Source organism: Mesorhizobium sp. C268A, assembly GCF_040324475.1.
Lineage (GTDB): Bacteria > Pseudomonadota > Alphaproteobacteria > Rhizobiales > Rhizobiaceae > Mesorhizobium.
Map to the genome: position 1 here is coordinate 1,146,277 of NZ_JAMYVX010000003.1, position 14,995 is coordinate 1,161,271.

Consider the following 14,995-nt stretch of genomic DNA (forward strand, 5'->3'; position numbering starts at 1 on the left):
GAAAGGCCTTATCATCACAAGGCTTCGAATCCGAAGCAATCGGCTAGATATAGCCCAAGCCAGGCGGCGCGCGCGACGAAAATACCGGGGAGAAAGGCCGCAATCCCAAGCTGGCGCTTGCGGCAAGGAATTCTCCCCCCTATAGCAGCGCCTTGAGATGACCGACGCTTCGTCCCTGCCGCTTTATCCTCACCGCCATCTTCTGGGCATCCGCGATCTTTCCCCCGGTGATATCGAGCTCCTGCTCGACCGGGCCGATCGCGCCGTCGCCATTTCGCGGCAGTCCGAAAAGAAGACCTCGACGCTGCGCGGCCGCACCCAGATCAACCTCTTCTACGAAGCCTCGACGCGCACGCAGTCGTCGTTCGAACTGGCCGGGAAACGGCTCGGCGCCGACGTCATGAACATGTCGGTGGCGAGCTCTTCGGTGAAGAAGGGCGAGACGCTGATCGACACGGCGATGACGCTGAACGCCATGCGGCCCGACATCCTGATCATCCGCCACCAATCGGCGGGCGCCGCCGCCCTTTTGGCGCAGAAGGTCGGCTGCTCGGTGGTCAATGCCGGCGACGGCGCGCATGAGCACCCAACGCAGGCGCTGCTCGATGCGCTGACTATCCGCCGCGCCAAGGGGCCGCTGTCGAAACTGATCGTAGCGATCTGCGGCGACATCCTGCATTCTCGCGTGGCGCGTTCCAACATCATGCTGTTGAACGCGCTTGGCGCGCAGGTGCGTGTGGTGGCGCCGTCGACCCTGCTGCCGTCCGGCATCGAGAAAATGGGCGTCATCGTCTCGCGCTCGATGGCCGAGGGCCTCAAGGGCGCCGACGTGGTGATGATGCTGCGCTTGCAGCGTGAGCGGATGGAAGGCGCCTTCGTGCCTTCGGTGCGCGAATATTTTCGCTATTTCGGCCTCGATGCCGAAAAGCTGAAGGCCGCCAAGGACGGCGCGCTGGTGATGCATCCCGGTCCGATGAACCGCGGCGTCGAGATTGCGTCCGAAATCGCCGACGGGCCGCAAAGCGTCATCCAGGAACAGGTCGAGATGGGTGTCGCCGTGCGCATGGCGGTGATGGAAGCGCTGCTCGACCCGCGCCGCAACGAGGGCCGGAGCGCATGAACACGACGGTCTTTGAGCGCGCCCGCATCGTCGACCCGTCACGCGGTATCGACGAGATCGGCACCGTCATCGTCGAAGGGAAAAAGATCGTTGCCGCCGGCAAGGCTGCCCTGAACCAGGGCCTGCCGGCGGGAGCCACCGTGGTCGACTGCGCCGGCAAGGCGATCATTCCCGGCCTGATCGACGCGCGCGTCTTCATCGGCGAACCGGGCGGCGAACATCGCGAGACCATCGCTTCGGCCAGCGTTGCGGCGGCGGCCGGCGGCGTCACGTCCGTCGTCATGATGCCCGACACCGACCCGGTGATCGACAATGTCGCGCTGGTCGAATTCGTGCTGCGCACCGCCCGGGACACGGCAAGCGTCAACATCTTTCCGGCGGCGGCGATCACCAAAGGCCTCGCCGGTCGCGAGATGACCGAATTCGGCCTGTTGCGCGAGGCCGGTGCGGTCGCCTTCACCGATGGGCGGCACACAATATCCAGCGCACTGGTGATGCGCCGGGCGCTCACCTATGCCCGCGATTTCGGTGGCGTCATCGCACATGAGACACAGGATGGCGACCTCGCTTCGGCAGGCGTGATGAATGAAGGCCTGTATGCTAGCTGGCTCGGCCTTGCCGGCATTCCGCGCGAGGCCGAGTCCATCCCGCTGGAGCGCGACCTGGCGCTGGCACGGCTGACGCGCGGCGCCTACCACGCGGCCAAGATCTCGACGGCGATGGCAGCGCAAGCGATGACGCGCGCGAAAGCCGACAAGGCCAATGTCACGGCGGGCGTGGCGATCCACAATCTGTCGCTGAACGAGAACGATGTCGGGGAATACCGCACCTTCTTCCGGCTGACGCCGCCTTTGCGCGCGGAGGAAGACCGGCTGGCCATGATCGAGGCGGTCAAGGACGGCACGATCGACATCATCGTCTCCTCGCACGACCCGCAGGATGTCGACACCAAGCGCCTTCCCTTCGCCGATGCAGCTGCCGGCGCGATCGGGTTGGAGACGCTGCTTGGAGCAGCGCTTCGGCTCTACCACAATGGGGACGTGCCGCTACTTCGGCTGGTCGAAACACTGTCCACCGCACCAGCAAGGCTGTTCGGCCTGCCGGGCGGCACGCTGAAGCCGGGAGCGCCGGCCGATCTTGCGCTGATCGACCTTGAAGAACCCTGGATCGTGAGTGAAAGCGGCATCCGCTCGCGCTCGAAAAACACCTGCTTCGAAGGTGCGCGGCTGCAAGGCATGGTCTTGCAAACGCTGGTGGCGGGCCGCACAGTGTTTTCGAGCTAGAGCGATCGCGCCACGTCGCAGACCGATATGTTGCTGGGGAAATGCGGGGGCAAACAATGAGTTATAACGTTATCCTGGCATTGCTGTTCGGCTATCTCCTCGGCTCGATTCCCTTCGGCCTCTTGATCACCCGCGCGGCCGGCCTCGGCGATGTGCGCAAAATCGGCTCCGGCAATATCGGCGCCACCAACGTTCTGCGCACCGGCAACAAGGGCCTCGCCGCCGCGACGCTGGTGCTCGACGCCTTGAAGGGTACGGCGGCGGTGATGATCGCGCGCCATTTTGGACACGACTACGGACTGTGGGCCGGCCTTGGACTCTGGGCGGGCCTTGGCGCCTTCCTTGGCCATCTGTTTCCGGTCTGGCTCGGTTTCAAGGGCGGCAAGGGCGTGGCGACCTATCTCGGCGTGCTGATCGCGCTCGGCTGGCATGTGGCGCTGATCTTTATCGTCGTCTGGCTGGCGATGGCTTTTCTGTTTCGCTATTCCTCGCTGGCAGCGCTGACGGCGGCGGTCATCGTGCCGATCGCGCTTTATTTCTGGAGCACACCTGAGACCGCCGGGCTGTTCCTGGTGATGAGCCTGATCGTCATCTTCAAACATCGCGCCAACATTTCGCGCCTTCTTGCCGGCACCGAAAGCAAGATCGGAGCCAAGGGTTGAGCAAGCCCGCCGCCGGGCCGCGCCTCAGCGACCGGCAGCGGCTGAGCTGGCTGCGGCTGATCCGCACCCAAAATGTCGGCCCGGCCTCGTTTCGCGAATTGATCAACCGCTTTGGTTCGGCCGAAGCTGCGTTGGAGATGCTGCCCGAGCTGATGATTTCGGGCGGAGCCAAAAGGATCATGCGCATTCCTTCCGTCGAGGAAGCCGAAGCGGAACTGGACGCAGCCAGTGAAAACGGCGCCCGCTTCGTCGGCATCGGCGAGGCCGACTACCCGCCGATGCTGAAAAACATGGACAATCCGCCGCCACTGATTGCCGTGAAGGGCGAGGCAGCCGTCTTTCGCCTGCCGGCGGTGGCCATCGTCGGCGCCCGCAACGCGTCGCTCGCCGGCATCAAGATGGCGCGCATGCTGGCGGCGGATCTTGGCCGCGACGGCTACGTCATCGTTTCCGGCCTGGCGCGCGGCATCGACACGGCAGCACACCAGGGCAGTCTCTCGACTGGTACAGTGGGTGTGCTGGCCGGTGGGCTCGATCTCCCCTACCCGCCCGAAAATATCGGCTTGTGCGACGACATTGCCGAGCGTGGCGGCGCCGTCATTTCGGAAATGCCGTTCGGCTGGCAGCCGCGGGCGCAGGATTTTCCGCGCCGCAACCGGCTTGTCGCGGGCGCCGCCCTCGGACTGGTGGTGATCGAAGCGGCGCAACGCTCCGGCTCGCTGATCAGCGCGCGCCTGGCCGGCGAGATGGGCCGGCTGGTCTTTGCCGTACCGGGTTCGCCGCTCGATCCGCGCTGCGCCGGCTCCAACGGGCTGCTCAAGGATGGCGCCACCCTGGTCACCGAGGCGGCCGACGTTTCCGGTGCGATCGCACCCTTGGCGGGCACGCGAACGCGAAGCATTGCGCCGCCAGAAAAGGCACCCGATTTTTCGGCAACACCCCCGCCCGGTGAGGACGAACGCAGCGGCGTGCTCGAGGCGCTGGGCCCAACGCCGGTGGGCGTGGACGAGATCATCCGCCACACCGGCCTCAACGCCGCGCAAGTCTCCATGGTGCTGCTGGAACTCGACCTTGCCGGCCGCATCGAGCGCCATGCCGGCGGCAATGTCTCACTGGTTTCGTGACGTTCCACCCGATCCCGCCGCACGTCGGCCGCAACTCACGCGTCGAGGGTCACGCCGGCGGCGCCAACGCCGGTACAGATGCCACCGCAGGGTATTTTTCCAGGCGGCTCTCGGAAAAGCACTCCGCCATTCCAGGGCTCTCCGTTGCACTGACGATCACGCTGGCAACGGCATATTCGACAGCTGATGAAACCCGGGCTCGACAGTCTGCGCATCAGTCAGCGGAACAGATACCGCGATACCTCCGGATTGCCACGGCGCCACATCACATTGTCCAGAAAATAATGGTGCACATTGATGAAGATCAGCACGATGAAGAAGAACAGCGATGACCCCAGCACTTGCCTGTCATACGGGATCAAGGCCGTCAGCGCGGATGGGATCAGCCAGAAGCCGAGATAGCCAAGGGCCGTGCCGCCGACGATGAAGCCGAGGAGCCGAAACCTGTATAGGGGTCCAAGAAAGGACAGGATTTTCGGCTGCGGATCGCCTTCAGCGTCCAAGCTGTCGCGCTCGACGTTCGTCTGGTAGCGCCAGACCACGGCGAGGTACTGCAGCGAGTGGAGCGCTGGCACGATCAGCAGCCAGAGCGGGTTTATCCTTGCAATCAGGATCCAGAGATAGAGCGATGCGACATAGGCCACCAAACCGTTATAGGGCAGACCGGCGCCGTTCTTCCGCCAACGATTGACCAGCATCAAAAGCGTGGCCGCAGTCGACGCAACGGCCGCCAGCATGCCGATGTCGGTAATCCAGGAAGGGGCCGCGAATGTGTAATAGTCCAGGCCATAATATTTGCCCTGGGTGACCGCCGTATTCGTCTGCAGCCATGCCAGGATCCACACCGCATAGGAGTTCACCAGCAGCACCTTCTTGTCGCGGTCGTCGAAGAATTTGCGCTTCAGCACCGCATCCACCATCAGCATGCCGTAGCCCTGCTTGACGTAGTGCCAACCGACAAAAAAGAACATCGCGTTGGTGGCATAGCCGAGCAGGCGCGTGTTCGCCGCCGCCGCGCCATAAGCAAAGAACCCGGCCATGACGAGGGGCACGACAATGCCCGCGAAGATGTAGCGAAGCTGCAGACTCCTGTCGTAGCCGTCGCCCGTCACCTTGCGCCCGAAATTGCGGTAGAAAAGCTGGTAGGAGTGGGCGAAGTGGGGATAGTTCACGAGATAGGCAACGATCACCATAGTTGCGGCCACCGGACCCTCATATTCGAGGGGAACGAGAAACAGCACCGGCAGGATGAGAAACGCGCTGCCGCCCAGCATGAGGAAATCGGCGACCGGGCCGAAGAGGTATTTTTGAGGCGCCGCCGCCTTAGGAGCGACAACATCGGCCGAAAGCTGAAGTGTCATGTCAGAACCCTCCCCTGGGAAGGGCTGAGTTTAGCCAGCGACTGATGTGGCGACAAGGTTGCGCCGTCGATTGGCAACCAACTTAGCCAAGCCCCATCTCCAACCTCAGATGGGCTGCGTTTGTCACGATCCCTCCCAACAACATGAACACGGGAACTGCAATTCCCACCGCTCCTAGCTCCTGTGCAACAAGCGCAGAACCGAAAAAGGCAGCCAAGCCAACAAAGAGGGAAATCGGTATAAAAAGAGCCGCCCTCGTTAGGCCTTTGCGGTAAATGACATACGCCGAAGGGCCTAGCCATAAAAGCATCAGCGCTAAGATCCCGATCACGTCGTTGCCCCCAATTGCATCGCGCCAGATGCTTTTGATGAGATCAGCCCGCCGCTACCTCGTCAAGCGCAGGGCCGCGCGCTGGATAGAGTTGACCACCTTCGCATCGGTGCCGAAAACGGTCGGCACATCCCATTCCTCCGTCATACCCCTCCTCTGATCGTAAAAAAAACCGGCACGATTTGCTACTAACATGTTAGTGTGCTAGCACGGCATACACACCTACTTCGGAGACCTTCCGGTGACATCCCGCTTTGGCCTTTCGGCCGCTCTCGCCACGCCTTTCGATGCCCGCGGGCAGATCGCCACCGATCCCATGATCGCTCAGGCCAAAAGTTGCCTGGCGCAGGGTTGCGGCAGCGTGACGCTTTTCGGCACCACAGGGGAAGGCGCGTCGGTGGGCACGACGGAGCGGCGGTCGGTGACCGAAGCCATGCTGGCTGCTGGAATCTTGCCGCATCAACTCGTTGCCGGCGTGCTGGTCGACGCCGCCGAAGACGCCGCCGAACAGGCACAGCATGCCTTGCAGCGAGGCGCCCGAAACATTCTGCTGGCCCCGCCGAGCTACTTCAAGAATGTCGGCGAGGACGGCCTTTTCGGCTGGTTCTCCGCCGTCTTTGCCGCGCTCGACCCCCTCGCCCGTGACGTGCTGCTCTACAACATCCCTTCGGTTACCATGGTGCAGCTTTCGCTTGGCCTGATCGGCCGGTTGCGCACTGCTTTTCCCGGCGTGGTCGCCGGGGTCAAGGATTCCGGTGGAAATTGGAGCTACAGCGAGGCGCTGCTTGCCGCCCATGGCGATCTGGTGATCCTGATCGGCGATGAAAGGCATCTGGCGCGCGCGGTGCGACTGGGTGCTCAAGGCGCAATCTCGGGCATGGCCAATTTCGTCCCGGGCGAAATCCGCGCCATGGCCGAGGACGGGCGCGACGATCCTCGCGTCGAGAGTTTTGTGCTCGAATTGCTCAAATATCCGGTCACCCCGGCGGTAAAGGTGATGGTGGCGCGTAAGACCGGCGACGAGCGCTGGCTGGCGGTCCGTCCGCCGCTGGAGCCGATCGCGTTGCAAGGGCAGCAGCAGCTTGCCTCAGCCTATGACAGCTTGTTTGCCAGGGAACCGGCCTGACCGGCAAAGGGAAGCGCGCCGAAATGGAAGACGGCAACGAACCGACCACCCTCAGGGAGAAGGCCTATGCCAGCTTCACGCGGCATTTGCTGGCGCGCGACTTCAAGCCAGGCCAGTTCGTGTCGCAACGTGAGCTGGTTGCCTTCACCGGACTGCCGCTCGGCGCCATTCGCGAGATCGTGCCGCGTCTCGAGGCGGAAGGACTGCTGACGACCATTCCGCAGCGCGGCATGCAGATCGCCCATATAGACATCAGCCTGATCCGCGAGGCCTTTCAGTTCCGCCTGTTCATGGAGCGTGAAGCGGTGGCGCTGTTTACGGTCAGCGCCTCCGACGCCGAGCTTGCCCGCTTGCGGCGCGAGCATGAGGACATGCTTGCCCGGGCGCTGGAGCAGACCCCGACGCCGGAGATGGAGGCCAAGGCGCAGACCATCGACTGGGCCATGCACGACACGTTCATCGATGCGCTGGGCAACGAGATCATCGCCAAGGCCTATCTGGTCAATTCGGTGAAGATCCGCCTGATCCACCAGGAAAGGTTCCGTATCGACGGGCGCGTCGTGCCGGTCATGCGCGAGCACCTGGCGGTGATCGATGCGATGCAGAGCCGCGATCCTGGCAAGGCGGTCGAGGCCATTAGCCAGCATATCGACAAGGCGCGCCGGCTGGCGCTGCAAATCTGAGGAAGCATGAGCCGCGCCGCGGTCGCTGCGGCGCAATCGACAACGACAACAACCGGGAGGAAGAAAATGTCGTCCAATCTGTTCAACCCAACCAGGAGGCAACTCCTCCAGGGAACCGCCGCCCTTGCCGCCGCCGGCTTTGCCGGTGTTCGCCCAAGCTTTGCCGCCGGCGTCGACTGGAAGCGCTTTGCGGGAACGACGCTTGACGTCAATCTGGTGAAAAGCCCGCGCAGCGACACGCTGATAAAATACATCGCCGAGTTCGAGAAACTGACCGGCATCAAGGTCAATGCCGAGGCGACGCCCGAACAGCAGCAGCGCCAGAAGACGGTGATCGAACTCAGCTCCGGCAAGCCGAGCTTCGATGTCGTGCATCTGAGCTACCACGTGCAGAAGCGGCAGTTCGAAAAGGGTGCCTGGCTGGCCGACATATCAGGCTATCTTGCCGACCCGACCCTGACCGACCCAGGGCTGGTCGAAACCGATTTCGCCGATGCCGGCATGCTGTTTGCCAAGGACGGCCAGGGCGTGCTGCGCTCGCTGCCGTTCTCGGTGGATTACTGGATCGTCTACTGGAACAAGGAATTGTTCGAGGCCAAGGGCCTCAAATACCCCGAGACGTTTGAGCAGCTGGTGGCCGCCGCCGAAACGCTGACCGATCCGTCGACCAACACCTACGGCTTTGTCGCCCGCGGCCTGAAAAACGCCAACACGCCGGTGTGGACGTCGCTGATGCTCGGCTACGACATGACGCCGCTCGATGACAAGGGCAAGCTGCGCACGACCTCGCCCGAGGCGGTCGAGGCCGCCAGCCTCTACCAGCGGCTGATGACCAAGTCGGCGCCTCCAGGCGTCACCGGATTCAACTGGGCCGAAGCCCAGTCCGCCTTCCTGCAAGGCAAGATCGGGATGTGGTTCGATGGCGTCGGCTTTGCCCCGCCAATGGAAAATCCGGAAAAGTCACGAGTTGTCGGCAAGGTTGGCTACGGCGTCATGCCCAAGGGGCCTAAGGCGCATGCCGCCGGCACCTTTGGCGACGGCCTCGGCGTGACGGCCGCCAGCGAGAAGAAGGAGGCCGCCTACCTCTTCTGCCAGTGGGCGATTTCGCCCGCGATGGGCGCGCGCCTGCTGCAGGCGGGTGCCGGCGTGCCGTTCCGCAAGTCGGTGCTGGAAGGTCCCAAGGTGCGCGAAGGCGTCACCATGCCGGCGAGTTGGCTCGATGCCGTGGTCGGCTCGGGCAATGTCAGCCGGCTGTCGCTGCCGGTCATCATTCCGGTCACCGAGTTCCGCGACATCTATGGCGTGGCGCTGACCAATCTGATCGCCGGCGCCGATCCGGCGGAGGAACTGAAGAAGGCCACCGAGCAGTTCCAGCCGGTGCTCGACCGGAGCGAGCAAGGCTGATGTCCGCCATCACCCCAGAACGCACCGGGGTGACGACGCAAGCCATCGAAGGGAGCCAGACCATCCGGCTGGCTCCCAACTACTGGCCTTTCGTCGTCCCGGCGCTCGTCGTCGTCGGCGCCGTGATCGTCTTTCCCTGGGCCTTCACACTGTGGATGAGCGTCAACCGCTGGACCCTCGGCCAGGCGCGAAGCTTTGCCGGGATGGAAAATTATCTGCGGCTGGCCGTCGACCAACGCTTCTGGGAATCGCTTTTCCATACGCTGACCTACACGGCGCTTTCGGTTGCGGCGCCGATGTTCCTCGGCACTGTCGCGGCGCTGATCTTCGACGCCAAATTTCCGCTGCGCGGCCTGTTGCGCGGCGTCTTCGTCATGCCGATGATGGCAACGCCAGTCGCCGTGGCGCTGGTCTGGACGATGATGTTCCATCCCCAGCTCGGCGTGCTCAACTATCTGTTGTCGCTGGTCGGCATCCCGGCGCAGGAATGGATCTTTAATGCCAGGACGGTCATCCCGTCCCTGGTTGCGGTCGAGACCTGGCAGTGGACGCCGCTGGTGATGCTGATCGTGCTGGGCGGCTTGGCCTCCGTGCCGCGCGAGCCCTTCGAGAGCGCCGAGATCGATGGCGCCAACGCCTGGCAGCAATTCCGCTATCTCACCTTGCCGATGATCGCGCCGTTCCTGATGATCGCGATGATCATCCGCACCATCGATGCGCTGAAAAGTTTTGACATCATCTATGCCATGACCCAGGGCGGACCGGGCACGGCCTCGGAAACCATCAACATCTATCTCTACAACACCGCCTTCTCCTACTACGACATCGGCTATGGCTCGGCCATGGCCGTGGTGTTCTTCATCGTCATCGTCGCGCTGTCCTTCATCCTGCTGATGCTGCGCCAGCGCTCCCAATGGATCGGGGTGGAGGGCAAATAGATGAGTTCACGGCTGCTCAACCGGATCGGGCTGTTTTTCGCGGCTCTGGTCTTCGTCTCGCCGGCGATCCTGTTCTTCCTCTGGATGGTCTCGCTGTCGCTGAAGTTCGAGATCGACAACGGTGCATACCCGCCGATTCTGATCCCGGAACATCTCGCCTGGTCGAACTATGTGAAGGTATTCGAGGAGAACAATTTCCTGCTCTATTTCTGGAATTCGGTTCTGGTGACGGGCACGGCAACGTTGCTGGCGCTGCTGATCGGCGTGCCGGCGGGCTATGGCATCGCGCGGCTCAAGGCCGAACGCTCGGCGGTGGTCATCATGATCGCCCGCATGACGCCGGGGCTTTCCTATCTCATTCCGCTGTTCCTGCTGTTCCAGTGGGTCGGCATTCTCGGCACACTGTGGCCGCAGATCATCATCCATCTGGTGGTGACGGTGCCGATCGTGGTCTGGGTGATGATCGGCTATTTCGAGACCACGCCGATGGAGCTGGAAGAAGCGGCCAACATTGATGGCGCCAGTTCCTGGCAGGTGTTCCGGCTGGTCGCCTTGCCCATCGCCAAGCCGGGCATTGTCGTCGCCTTCATCCTGTCGATCATCTTCTCATGGAACAATTTCGTCTTCGGCATTGTGCTCGCCAGCCGCGAGACTCGCACGCTGCCGGTCGCCGTCTACAACATGCTTTCCTACGAGCAGGTGAGCTGGGGTCCGCTCGCCGCCGCAGCACTTGTGGTGACGCTGCCGGTGCTGGTGCTGACCCTGTTCGCGCAAAGGCAGATCGTCGCCGGGCTGACCGCAGGCGCCGTCAAGGGCGGCTGAGGCACGGCCCCGACATCACTCATTTCCGGGAGAAATCCAATGGCATCGGTAACAATCAACAACGTTCAGAAGGCTTTCGGAGCCGCCAAGATCATCCACGATGTCAGCGTCGACATCGCCGATGGCGAATTCGTCATCCTGGTCGGGCCGTCGGGCTGCGGAAAGTCGACGCTGCTGCGCATGATTGCCGGACTGGAAACGATCTCGGGCGGCAGGATCGCCATTGGCGATCGCCTCGTCAACAATCTCAGGGCGCGCGACCGAAACATCGCCATGGTGTTCCAGAACTACGCGCTCTATCCGCATATGACGGTGGCCGACAATATGGGCTTTGCCCTGAAGATCAAGAAAGCCGATCCGGCCGACACCGCCGGCCGCGTCGGCAGGGCCGCCAGCATTCTCGGCCTGGACAAGCTGCTCGACCGCTATCCGCGTCAGCTTTCCGGCGGCCAGCGCCAGCGCGTCGCCATGGGCCGCGCCATCGTGCGCGACCCGCAGGTGTTCCTGTTCGACGAGCCGCTGTCCAATCTCGACGCCAAATTGCGCGTGCAGATGCGCGGCGAGATCAAGGCGCTGCACCAGCGGCTGGGAACCACCACCATCTACGTTACCCACGACCAGATCGAGGCCATGACCATGGCCGACAAGATCGTCGTGCTGCATGACGGCCTTGTCGAGCAGATCGGCGCGCCGCTCGATCTCTACGATCGCCCGGCCAACCTCTTCGTTGCCGGGTTCATCGGCTCGCCGGCGATGAATTTCATTCGGGGCCATGTCGAGGAAGGTGTTTTCCGCAGCGCCGGTGGACTGATCTTGCCGCTGCCGGAAGGCATCGACCTGGCAAACATACCCGGCGGCGACCTCATCTACGGCATCCGCCCCGAACACATCCGAGCGACGACCGCCAAAGGAATCCCCGGCACGATCGTGCTTCTGGAAGCAACGGGTTCGGAAATCTTTGCCAGGGTCAACTGCGCCGGAGAAGAAATCTCCTGCCTTTTCCGCGAGCGGCTGGCACTGAAACAGGGCGAGCAGATGCGCATCGAGATCGACCGCGCCTGCGCTCATCTGTTCTACGTCAAGACCGGGCGGCGATTGTAGGGGGCGATGGGGGCTGCTGACAGGGCAACTTCCGCACGAAATATTTCTGGTGAGCGCGTCGGGGTTCGAACCCGAGACCTACTGATTAAAAGTCAGTTGCTCTACCGGCTGAGCTACGCGCTCCCGCGGGCTCTAAAGGCCGCCCTCGAAATTGCGCGGAACATAGGGAGAGTGCCGCGACCGGTCAACCGGAAAAAGATGGCCGTTCGACCGGGGTTTCGGCCATCGCCCGACGCGCCGCAAATTGCGTCGTCACCAGCCCGGTGAGCCGCTCCCGCAACGTGGTCGCCGCTTCGATCTGTTGGCGCGCGAAACGCGCCTTTTCTCACGCGCCAAATTCGAGAAACATTACAAATCAGCAACTTACTGTTTTGGTGGGAACCATCGCACGAGCGGGCCGTTTTCATCTCACAAGGGACGTCAACCACCCTTCAAGGAGAAGATCATGAACAAGATCGCAACGGGTCTACTGGCGACCACCCTGTCAATTTCGTTTGCCGCGGCCGCCGCTATGCCGGCCAATGCCGCCCAGATGTTCGTGCCCCAGTCATCAGCAACTTCGTCCGACATCGTGAATGTGGGCGATTCTCGTCATGACAACTGGCGGTGGATGCGCCACGGCAACCGCAATTCCGGCAATCGCGATTTCCGCGTAGGCCGCCAATTCTCGCGCAACAATGATGGCGGCAGCTATTGGAATGGCCATCGCGGCTATCGCGAATATCACCGCGGCTATCGCCGTCACGGCGACTACTGGTTCCCGCTGGCTGCCTTCGCCACCGGCGCCTTGATCACCGGCGCGATCGTCAACAGCGAGAACAACCGCGGCGATGCGCATGTGCAGTGGTGCTACGACCACTATCGGTCGTACCGCGCTTCGGACAACACATTCCAGCCTAATTACGGCCCGCGTCGGCAGTGCAATTCGCCCTATTGAGCTGAGTTGGTACCAAGTGTTGTGTAGAAAAGCCCGCGCCGGCAACGGCGCGGGCCTTTCCGTAGGTTGCTTGGGTACGGGCGCGGCGGATTAGCTGGCCCAATTGACGCTCTTGAAGATCAGATACAGGGCTCCGCCTTCACCACGCGGAGAACGGTATGCACCGAGGCCGTTGCAGATTCGAACCGCAACTGCGGTCATCTTCCAGCCGAGCACTTCCAGGTCGTTGTTCAAAGCTATCGCATAGGATTGAGCCAGCTCATCAATGGAATGCTCCTGTCCGAATGACCGAACCAGCTTTGCGTCGGCAAGCAGTTCGCCAGGCAGGTTTGAATTTGCCCAAGCCCAGAGCCAGTTGCTGGCCTTGGCACTCGTCGATCCGGCGATTTGGATTTCGGCGACGACCTTGGTGATGCCGTTGTCCGAGAACAGAAGCTTTCCTTCTGTCAGATCATAGTCATAGCGAGGCCAACTGCCGAGTCGGAACGCCTGCTGCAAGCGTGCATTCTTTGCATCCAATTGTTCGACAGCCTCGTCGCGCCAGGCGACATACCAGTGTGGATTCATCCCCTTCCCCCGCCACGATTTACTACCGTACGCTCAGCGTCCGGCGCACCGCATCGCGCCAGCCGGCCAGTTTTGCCGAACGCACCGTGGCATCCATGTCCGGCTTGAAGCGGCGCTCGAGCGCCCAGCTGTTGGCAAAATCCTTCGCCTTCGGCCACACGCCTGCTTTCGAGCCGGCAAGCCACGCCGCACCCAGCGCCGTCGTCTCCAGAATGGTCGGGCGATCGACCGGCGCATCGAGGATATCGGCCAGCCGCTGCATGGTCCAGTCGGAGGCCACCATGCCGCCGTCGACGCGAAGCACGGTTTTGGCCGACGCCCCCTTCCAGTCCTTGCGCATTGCGTCGAGGAGATCGCGCGTCTGGTAGGCGACGGATTCCAGCGCCGCGCGGGCGAACTCCGCCGGGCCAGAGTTGCGGGTCAGCCCGAAGATCGCGCCACGCGCCTCGGCGTCCCAATGCGGCGCGCCGAGACCGACGAAAGCCGGCACCAGATAGACGTTCTGCGTGGGGTCGGCGGTTGCCGCCAAAACGCCGCTATGCTCGGCCTTGCCGATCACCTTGATGCCGTCGCGCAGCCATTGCACGGCGGCACCCGCGATGAAGATCGAGCCTTCCAAGGCATAGGTAGTCTTGCCGTTCAGCCGATAGGCGATGGTGGTCAACAGCCGGTTCTTCGAGGGCACCAGATCGGCGCCGGTGTTGAGCAGCGCAAAGCAGCCGGTGCCATAGGTCGATTTCATCATGCCTGGCTCGAAACAGGCCTGGCCGATGGTCGCTGCGTGCTGATCGCCGGCCACGCCAAGGATTTTGATTTCGGCGCCAAACAGGCTTTTTTCCGTCACGCCGTAGTCGTCGGCGCAATCCTTGACCTCAGGCAGCATCGCCACCGGGATGCGCAGGATGGAGAGCAGCTCGTCGTCCCAGACATTTTTCTCGATGTTGTAGACCAGCGTGCGCGAGGCGTTGGTGGCATCTGTCGCATGCACCTTGCCGCCGGTCAGCCGCCAGATCAAAAAACTGTCGATGGTGCCGGCGAGCAGTTCGCCCTTTTCGGCGCGCTTTCTCGCACCGTTCACCTTGTCCAGCATCCAGGCGATCTTGGTGCCGGAGAAATAGGGATCGAGCAGCAGGCCGGTTTTTCTGGTGAACTTTTTCTCCAGGCCGTGTTTCTTCAGCTTCTGGCAGAGCGGCGCGGTGCGGCGGTCCTGCCAGACGATGGCATTGTGGATCGGCTTGCCGGTCGCCTTGTCCCAGATGACGACGGTTTCGCGCTGGTTGGTGATGCCGATCGCCGCCACATCCGAGGCCTCGCGGCCGGCGGCCTTCAGCGCGCCTTTGATCGTCGCGACGACGCTTGCCCAGATCTCTTCCGGATCATGCTCCACCCAGCCGGAGGCAGGATAATGCTGCGTGAATTCCTGCTGCTTGCTGCCGGCGACCTTCATCGCGCCGTCGAACAGGATCGCCCTGGTCGATGTCGTACCCTGGTCGATTGCAAGGATGTATCCGGTCATTAGTCCTCCCGGTAGCTCGC

The 14,995-nt window shown here is 62.7% G+C and carries 14 protein-coding genes and 1 tRNA gene; 11 read left to right on the forward strand and 4 right to left on the reverse strand.

Annotation, left to right across the window (positions count from 1 at the left end; genetic code table 11):
* The first annotated feature begins 157 nt into the window (after window positions 1-157).
* The 4 genes from NKL06_RS32440 to dprA are packed head-to-tail and all read left to right on the forward strand — an operon-like array spanning window position 158 to window position 4,189.
* On the forward strand, window positions 158-1,120 hold the full coding sequence (locus NKL06_RS32440) for an aspartate carbamoyltransferase catalytic subunit (protein WP_023688599.1): 963 nt from the start codon (window positions 158-160) through the stop codon (window positions 1,118-1,120).
* The gene (locus tag NKL06_RS32445; protein ID WP_023693423.1) at window positions 1,117-2,403 is read left to right on the forward strand and encodes a dihydroorotase; all 1,287 of its coding nucleotides are present in this window, start codon (window positions 1,117-1,119) and stop codon (window positions 2,401-2,403) included. Before NKL06_RS32440 ends, NKL06_RS32445 begins: the two co-directional genes overlap by 4 nt.
* 56 nt (window positions 2,404-2,459) lie before the next feature.
* The gene (plsY, locus tag NKL06_RS32450) at window positions 2,460-3,065 is read left to right on the forward strand and encodes a glycerol-3-phosphate 1-O-acyltransferase PlsY (protein WP_023693422.1); all 606 of its coding nucleotides are present in this window, start codon (window positions 2,460-2,462) and stop codon (window positions 3,063-3,065) included.
* The gene (gene dprA / locus NKL06_RS32455; protein WP_023693421.1) at window positions 3,062-4,189 is read left to right on the forward strand and encodes a DNA-processing protein DprA; all 1,128 of its coding nucleotides are present in this window, start codon (window positions 3,062-3,064) and stop codon (window positions 4,187-4,189) included. Before plsY ends, dprA begins: the two co-directional genes overlap by 4 nt.
* 218 nt (window positions 4,190-4,407) lie before the next feature.
* Here dprA and NKL06_RS32460 read toward each other — a convergent pair whose 3' ends face one another.
* Complete coding sequence (locus NKL06_RS32460; RefSeq protein WP_023693420.1) at window positions 4,408-5,550, reverse strand: hypothetical protein; 1,143 nt, start codon at window positions 5,548-5,550, stop codon at window positions 4,408-4,410.
* 572 nt (window positions 5,551-6,122) lie between these two features.
* Between NKL06_RS32460 and NKL06_RS32465 the strand changes: the two genes are divergently transcribed.
* From NKL06_RS32465 to NKL06_RS32490, 6 genes are all read left to right on the forward strand, one after another.
* On the forward strand, window positions 6,123-7,007 hold the full coding sequence (locus NKL06_RS32465) for a dihydrodipicolinate synthase family protein (protein WP_023693417.1): 885 nt from the start codon (window positions 6,123-6,125) through the stop codon (window positions 7,005-7,007).
* Between the two features lie 23 nt (window positions 7,008-7,030).
* Window positions 7,031-7,690: a GntR family transcriptional regulator gene (locus NKL06_RS32470; RefSeq protein ID WP_023693416.1), complete on the forward strand. Its 660-nt coding sequence runs from the start codon at window positions 7,031-7,033 to the stop codon at window positions 7,688-7,690.
* Between the two features lie 66 nt (window positions 7,691-7,756).
* Window positions 7,757-9,094 (forward strand): ABC transporter substrate-binding protein, encoded by a 1,338-nt coding sequence (locus NKL06_RS32475; protein WP_023693415.1) that lies wholly within the window; start codon window positions 7,757-7,759, stop codon window positions 9,092-9,094.
* On the forward strand, window positions 9,094-10,032 hold the full coding sequence (locus NKL06_RS32480) for a carbohydrate ABC transporter permease (RefSeq protein ID WP_023693414.1): 939 nt from the start codon (window positions 9,094-9,096) through the stop codon (window positions 10,030-10,032). The genes NKL06_RS32475 and NKL06_RS32480 overlap by 1 nt, the downstream gene beginning before the upstream one ends.
* A complete protein-coding gene (locus NKL06_RS32485) occupies window positions 10,033-10,854 on the forward strand; it encodes a carbohydrate ABC transporter permease (protein WP_023684659.1) in 822 nt (273 codons plus the stop codon).
* A gap of 39 nt (window positions 10,855-10,893) precedes the next feature.
* Entirely contained in the window at window positions 10,894-11,955 is a 1,062-nt protein-coding gene (locus tag NKL06_RS32490) for an ABC transporter ATP-binding protein (protein WP_023693413.1), read from the forward strand.
* Window positions 11,956-12,002: 47 nt separating this feature from the next.
* On the opposite strand, the gene NKL06_RS32495 is transcribed toward NKL06_RS32490, so the two are convergent.
* Window positions 12,003-12,078, reverse strand: a tRNA-Lys gene (locus tag NKL06_RS32495).
* A gap of 322 nt (window positions 12,079-12,400) precedes the next feature.
* On the opposite strand from NKL06_RS32495, the gene NKL06_RS32500 reads away from it, so the two are divergent.
* Complete coding sequence (locus NKL06_RS32500; protein ID WP_023693412.1) at window positions 12,401-12,892, forward strand: BA14K family protein; 492 nt, start codon at window positions 12,401-12,403, stop codon at window positions 12,890-12,892.
* Window positions 12,893-12,982: 90 nt separating this feature from the next.
* On the opposite strand, the gene NKL06_RS32505 is transcribed toward NKL06_RS32500, so the two are convergent.
* Both NKL06_RS32505 and glpK read right to left on the reverse strand, forming a co-directional pair.
* Window positions 12,983-13,459, reverse strand: coding sequence for a DUF6882 domain-containing protein (locus tag NKL06_RS32505; RefSeq protein ID WP_023670980.1), 477 nt, complete (start codon window positions 13,457-13,459; stop codon window positions 12,983-12,985).
* Between the two features lie 22 nt (window positions 13,460-13,481).
* Complete coding sequence (glpK, locus tag NKL06_RS32510; RefSeq protein ID WP_023693411.1) at window positions 13,482-14,975, reverse strand: glycerol kinase GlpK; 1,494 nt, start codon at window positions 14,973-14,975, stop codon at window positions 13,482-13,484.
* Between the last annotated feature and the right edge of the window lie 20 nt (window positions 14,976-14,995).

Excerpts from the sequence above, each read along its gene's own strand:
- NKL06_RS32440 (WP_023688599.1), top strand. The coding sequence starts at position 158 with ATGACCGACGCTTCGTCCCTGCCGCTTTATCCTCACCGCCATCTTCTG.
- NKL06_RS32485 (WP_023684659.1), top strand. The coding sequence starts at position 10,033 with ATGAGTTCACGGCTGCTCAACCGGATCGGGCTGTTTTTCGCGGCTCTG.
- NKL06_RS32460 (WP_023693420.1), bottom strand. The coding sequence starts at position 5,550 with ATGACACTTCAGCTTTCGGCCGATGTTGTCGCTCCTAAGGCGGCGGCG.
- NKL06_RS32500 (WP_023693412.1), top strand. The coding sequence starts at position 12,401 with ATGAACAAGATCGCAACGGGTCTACTGGCGACCACCCTGTCAATTTCG.
- NKL06_RS32505 (WP_023670980.1), bottom strand. The coding sequence starts at position 13,459 with ATGAATCCACACTGGTATGTCGCCTGGCGCGACGAGGCTGTCGAACAA.
- NKL06_RS32490 (WP_023693413.1), top strand. The coding sequence starts at position 10,894 with ATGGCATCGGTAACAATCAACAACGTTCAGAAGGCTTTCGGAGCCGCC.
- NKL06_RS32475 (WP_023693415.1), top strand. The coding sequence starts at position 7,757 with ATGTCGTCCAATCTGTTCAACCCAACCAGGAGGCAACTCCTCCAGGGA.
- NKL06_RS32480 (WP_023693414.1), top strand. The coding sequence starts at position 9,094 with ATGTCCGCCATCACCCCAGAACGCACCGGGGTGACGACGCAAGCCATC.
- plsY (WP_023693422.1), top strand. The coding sequence starts at position 2,460 with ATGAGTTATAACGTTATCCTGGCATTGCTGTTCGGCTATCTCCTCGGC.
- NKL06_RS32445 (WP_023693423.1), top strand. The coding sequence starts at position 1,117 with ATGAACACGACGGTCTTTGAGCGCGCCCGCATCGTCGACCCGTCACGC.
- glpK (WP_023693411.1), bottom strand. The coding sequence starts at position 14,975 with ATGACCGGATACATCCTTGCAATCGACCAGGGTACGACATCGACCAGG.
- NKL06_RS32470 (WP_023693416.1), top strand. The coding sequence starts at position 7,031 with ATGGAAGACGGCAACGAACCGACCACCCTCAGGGAGAAGGCCTATGCC.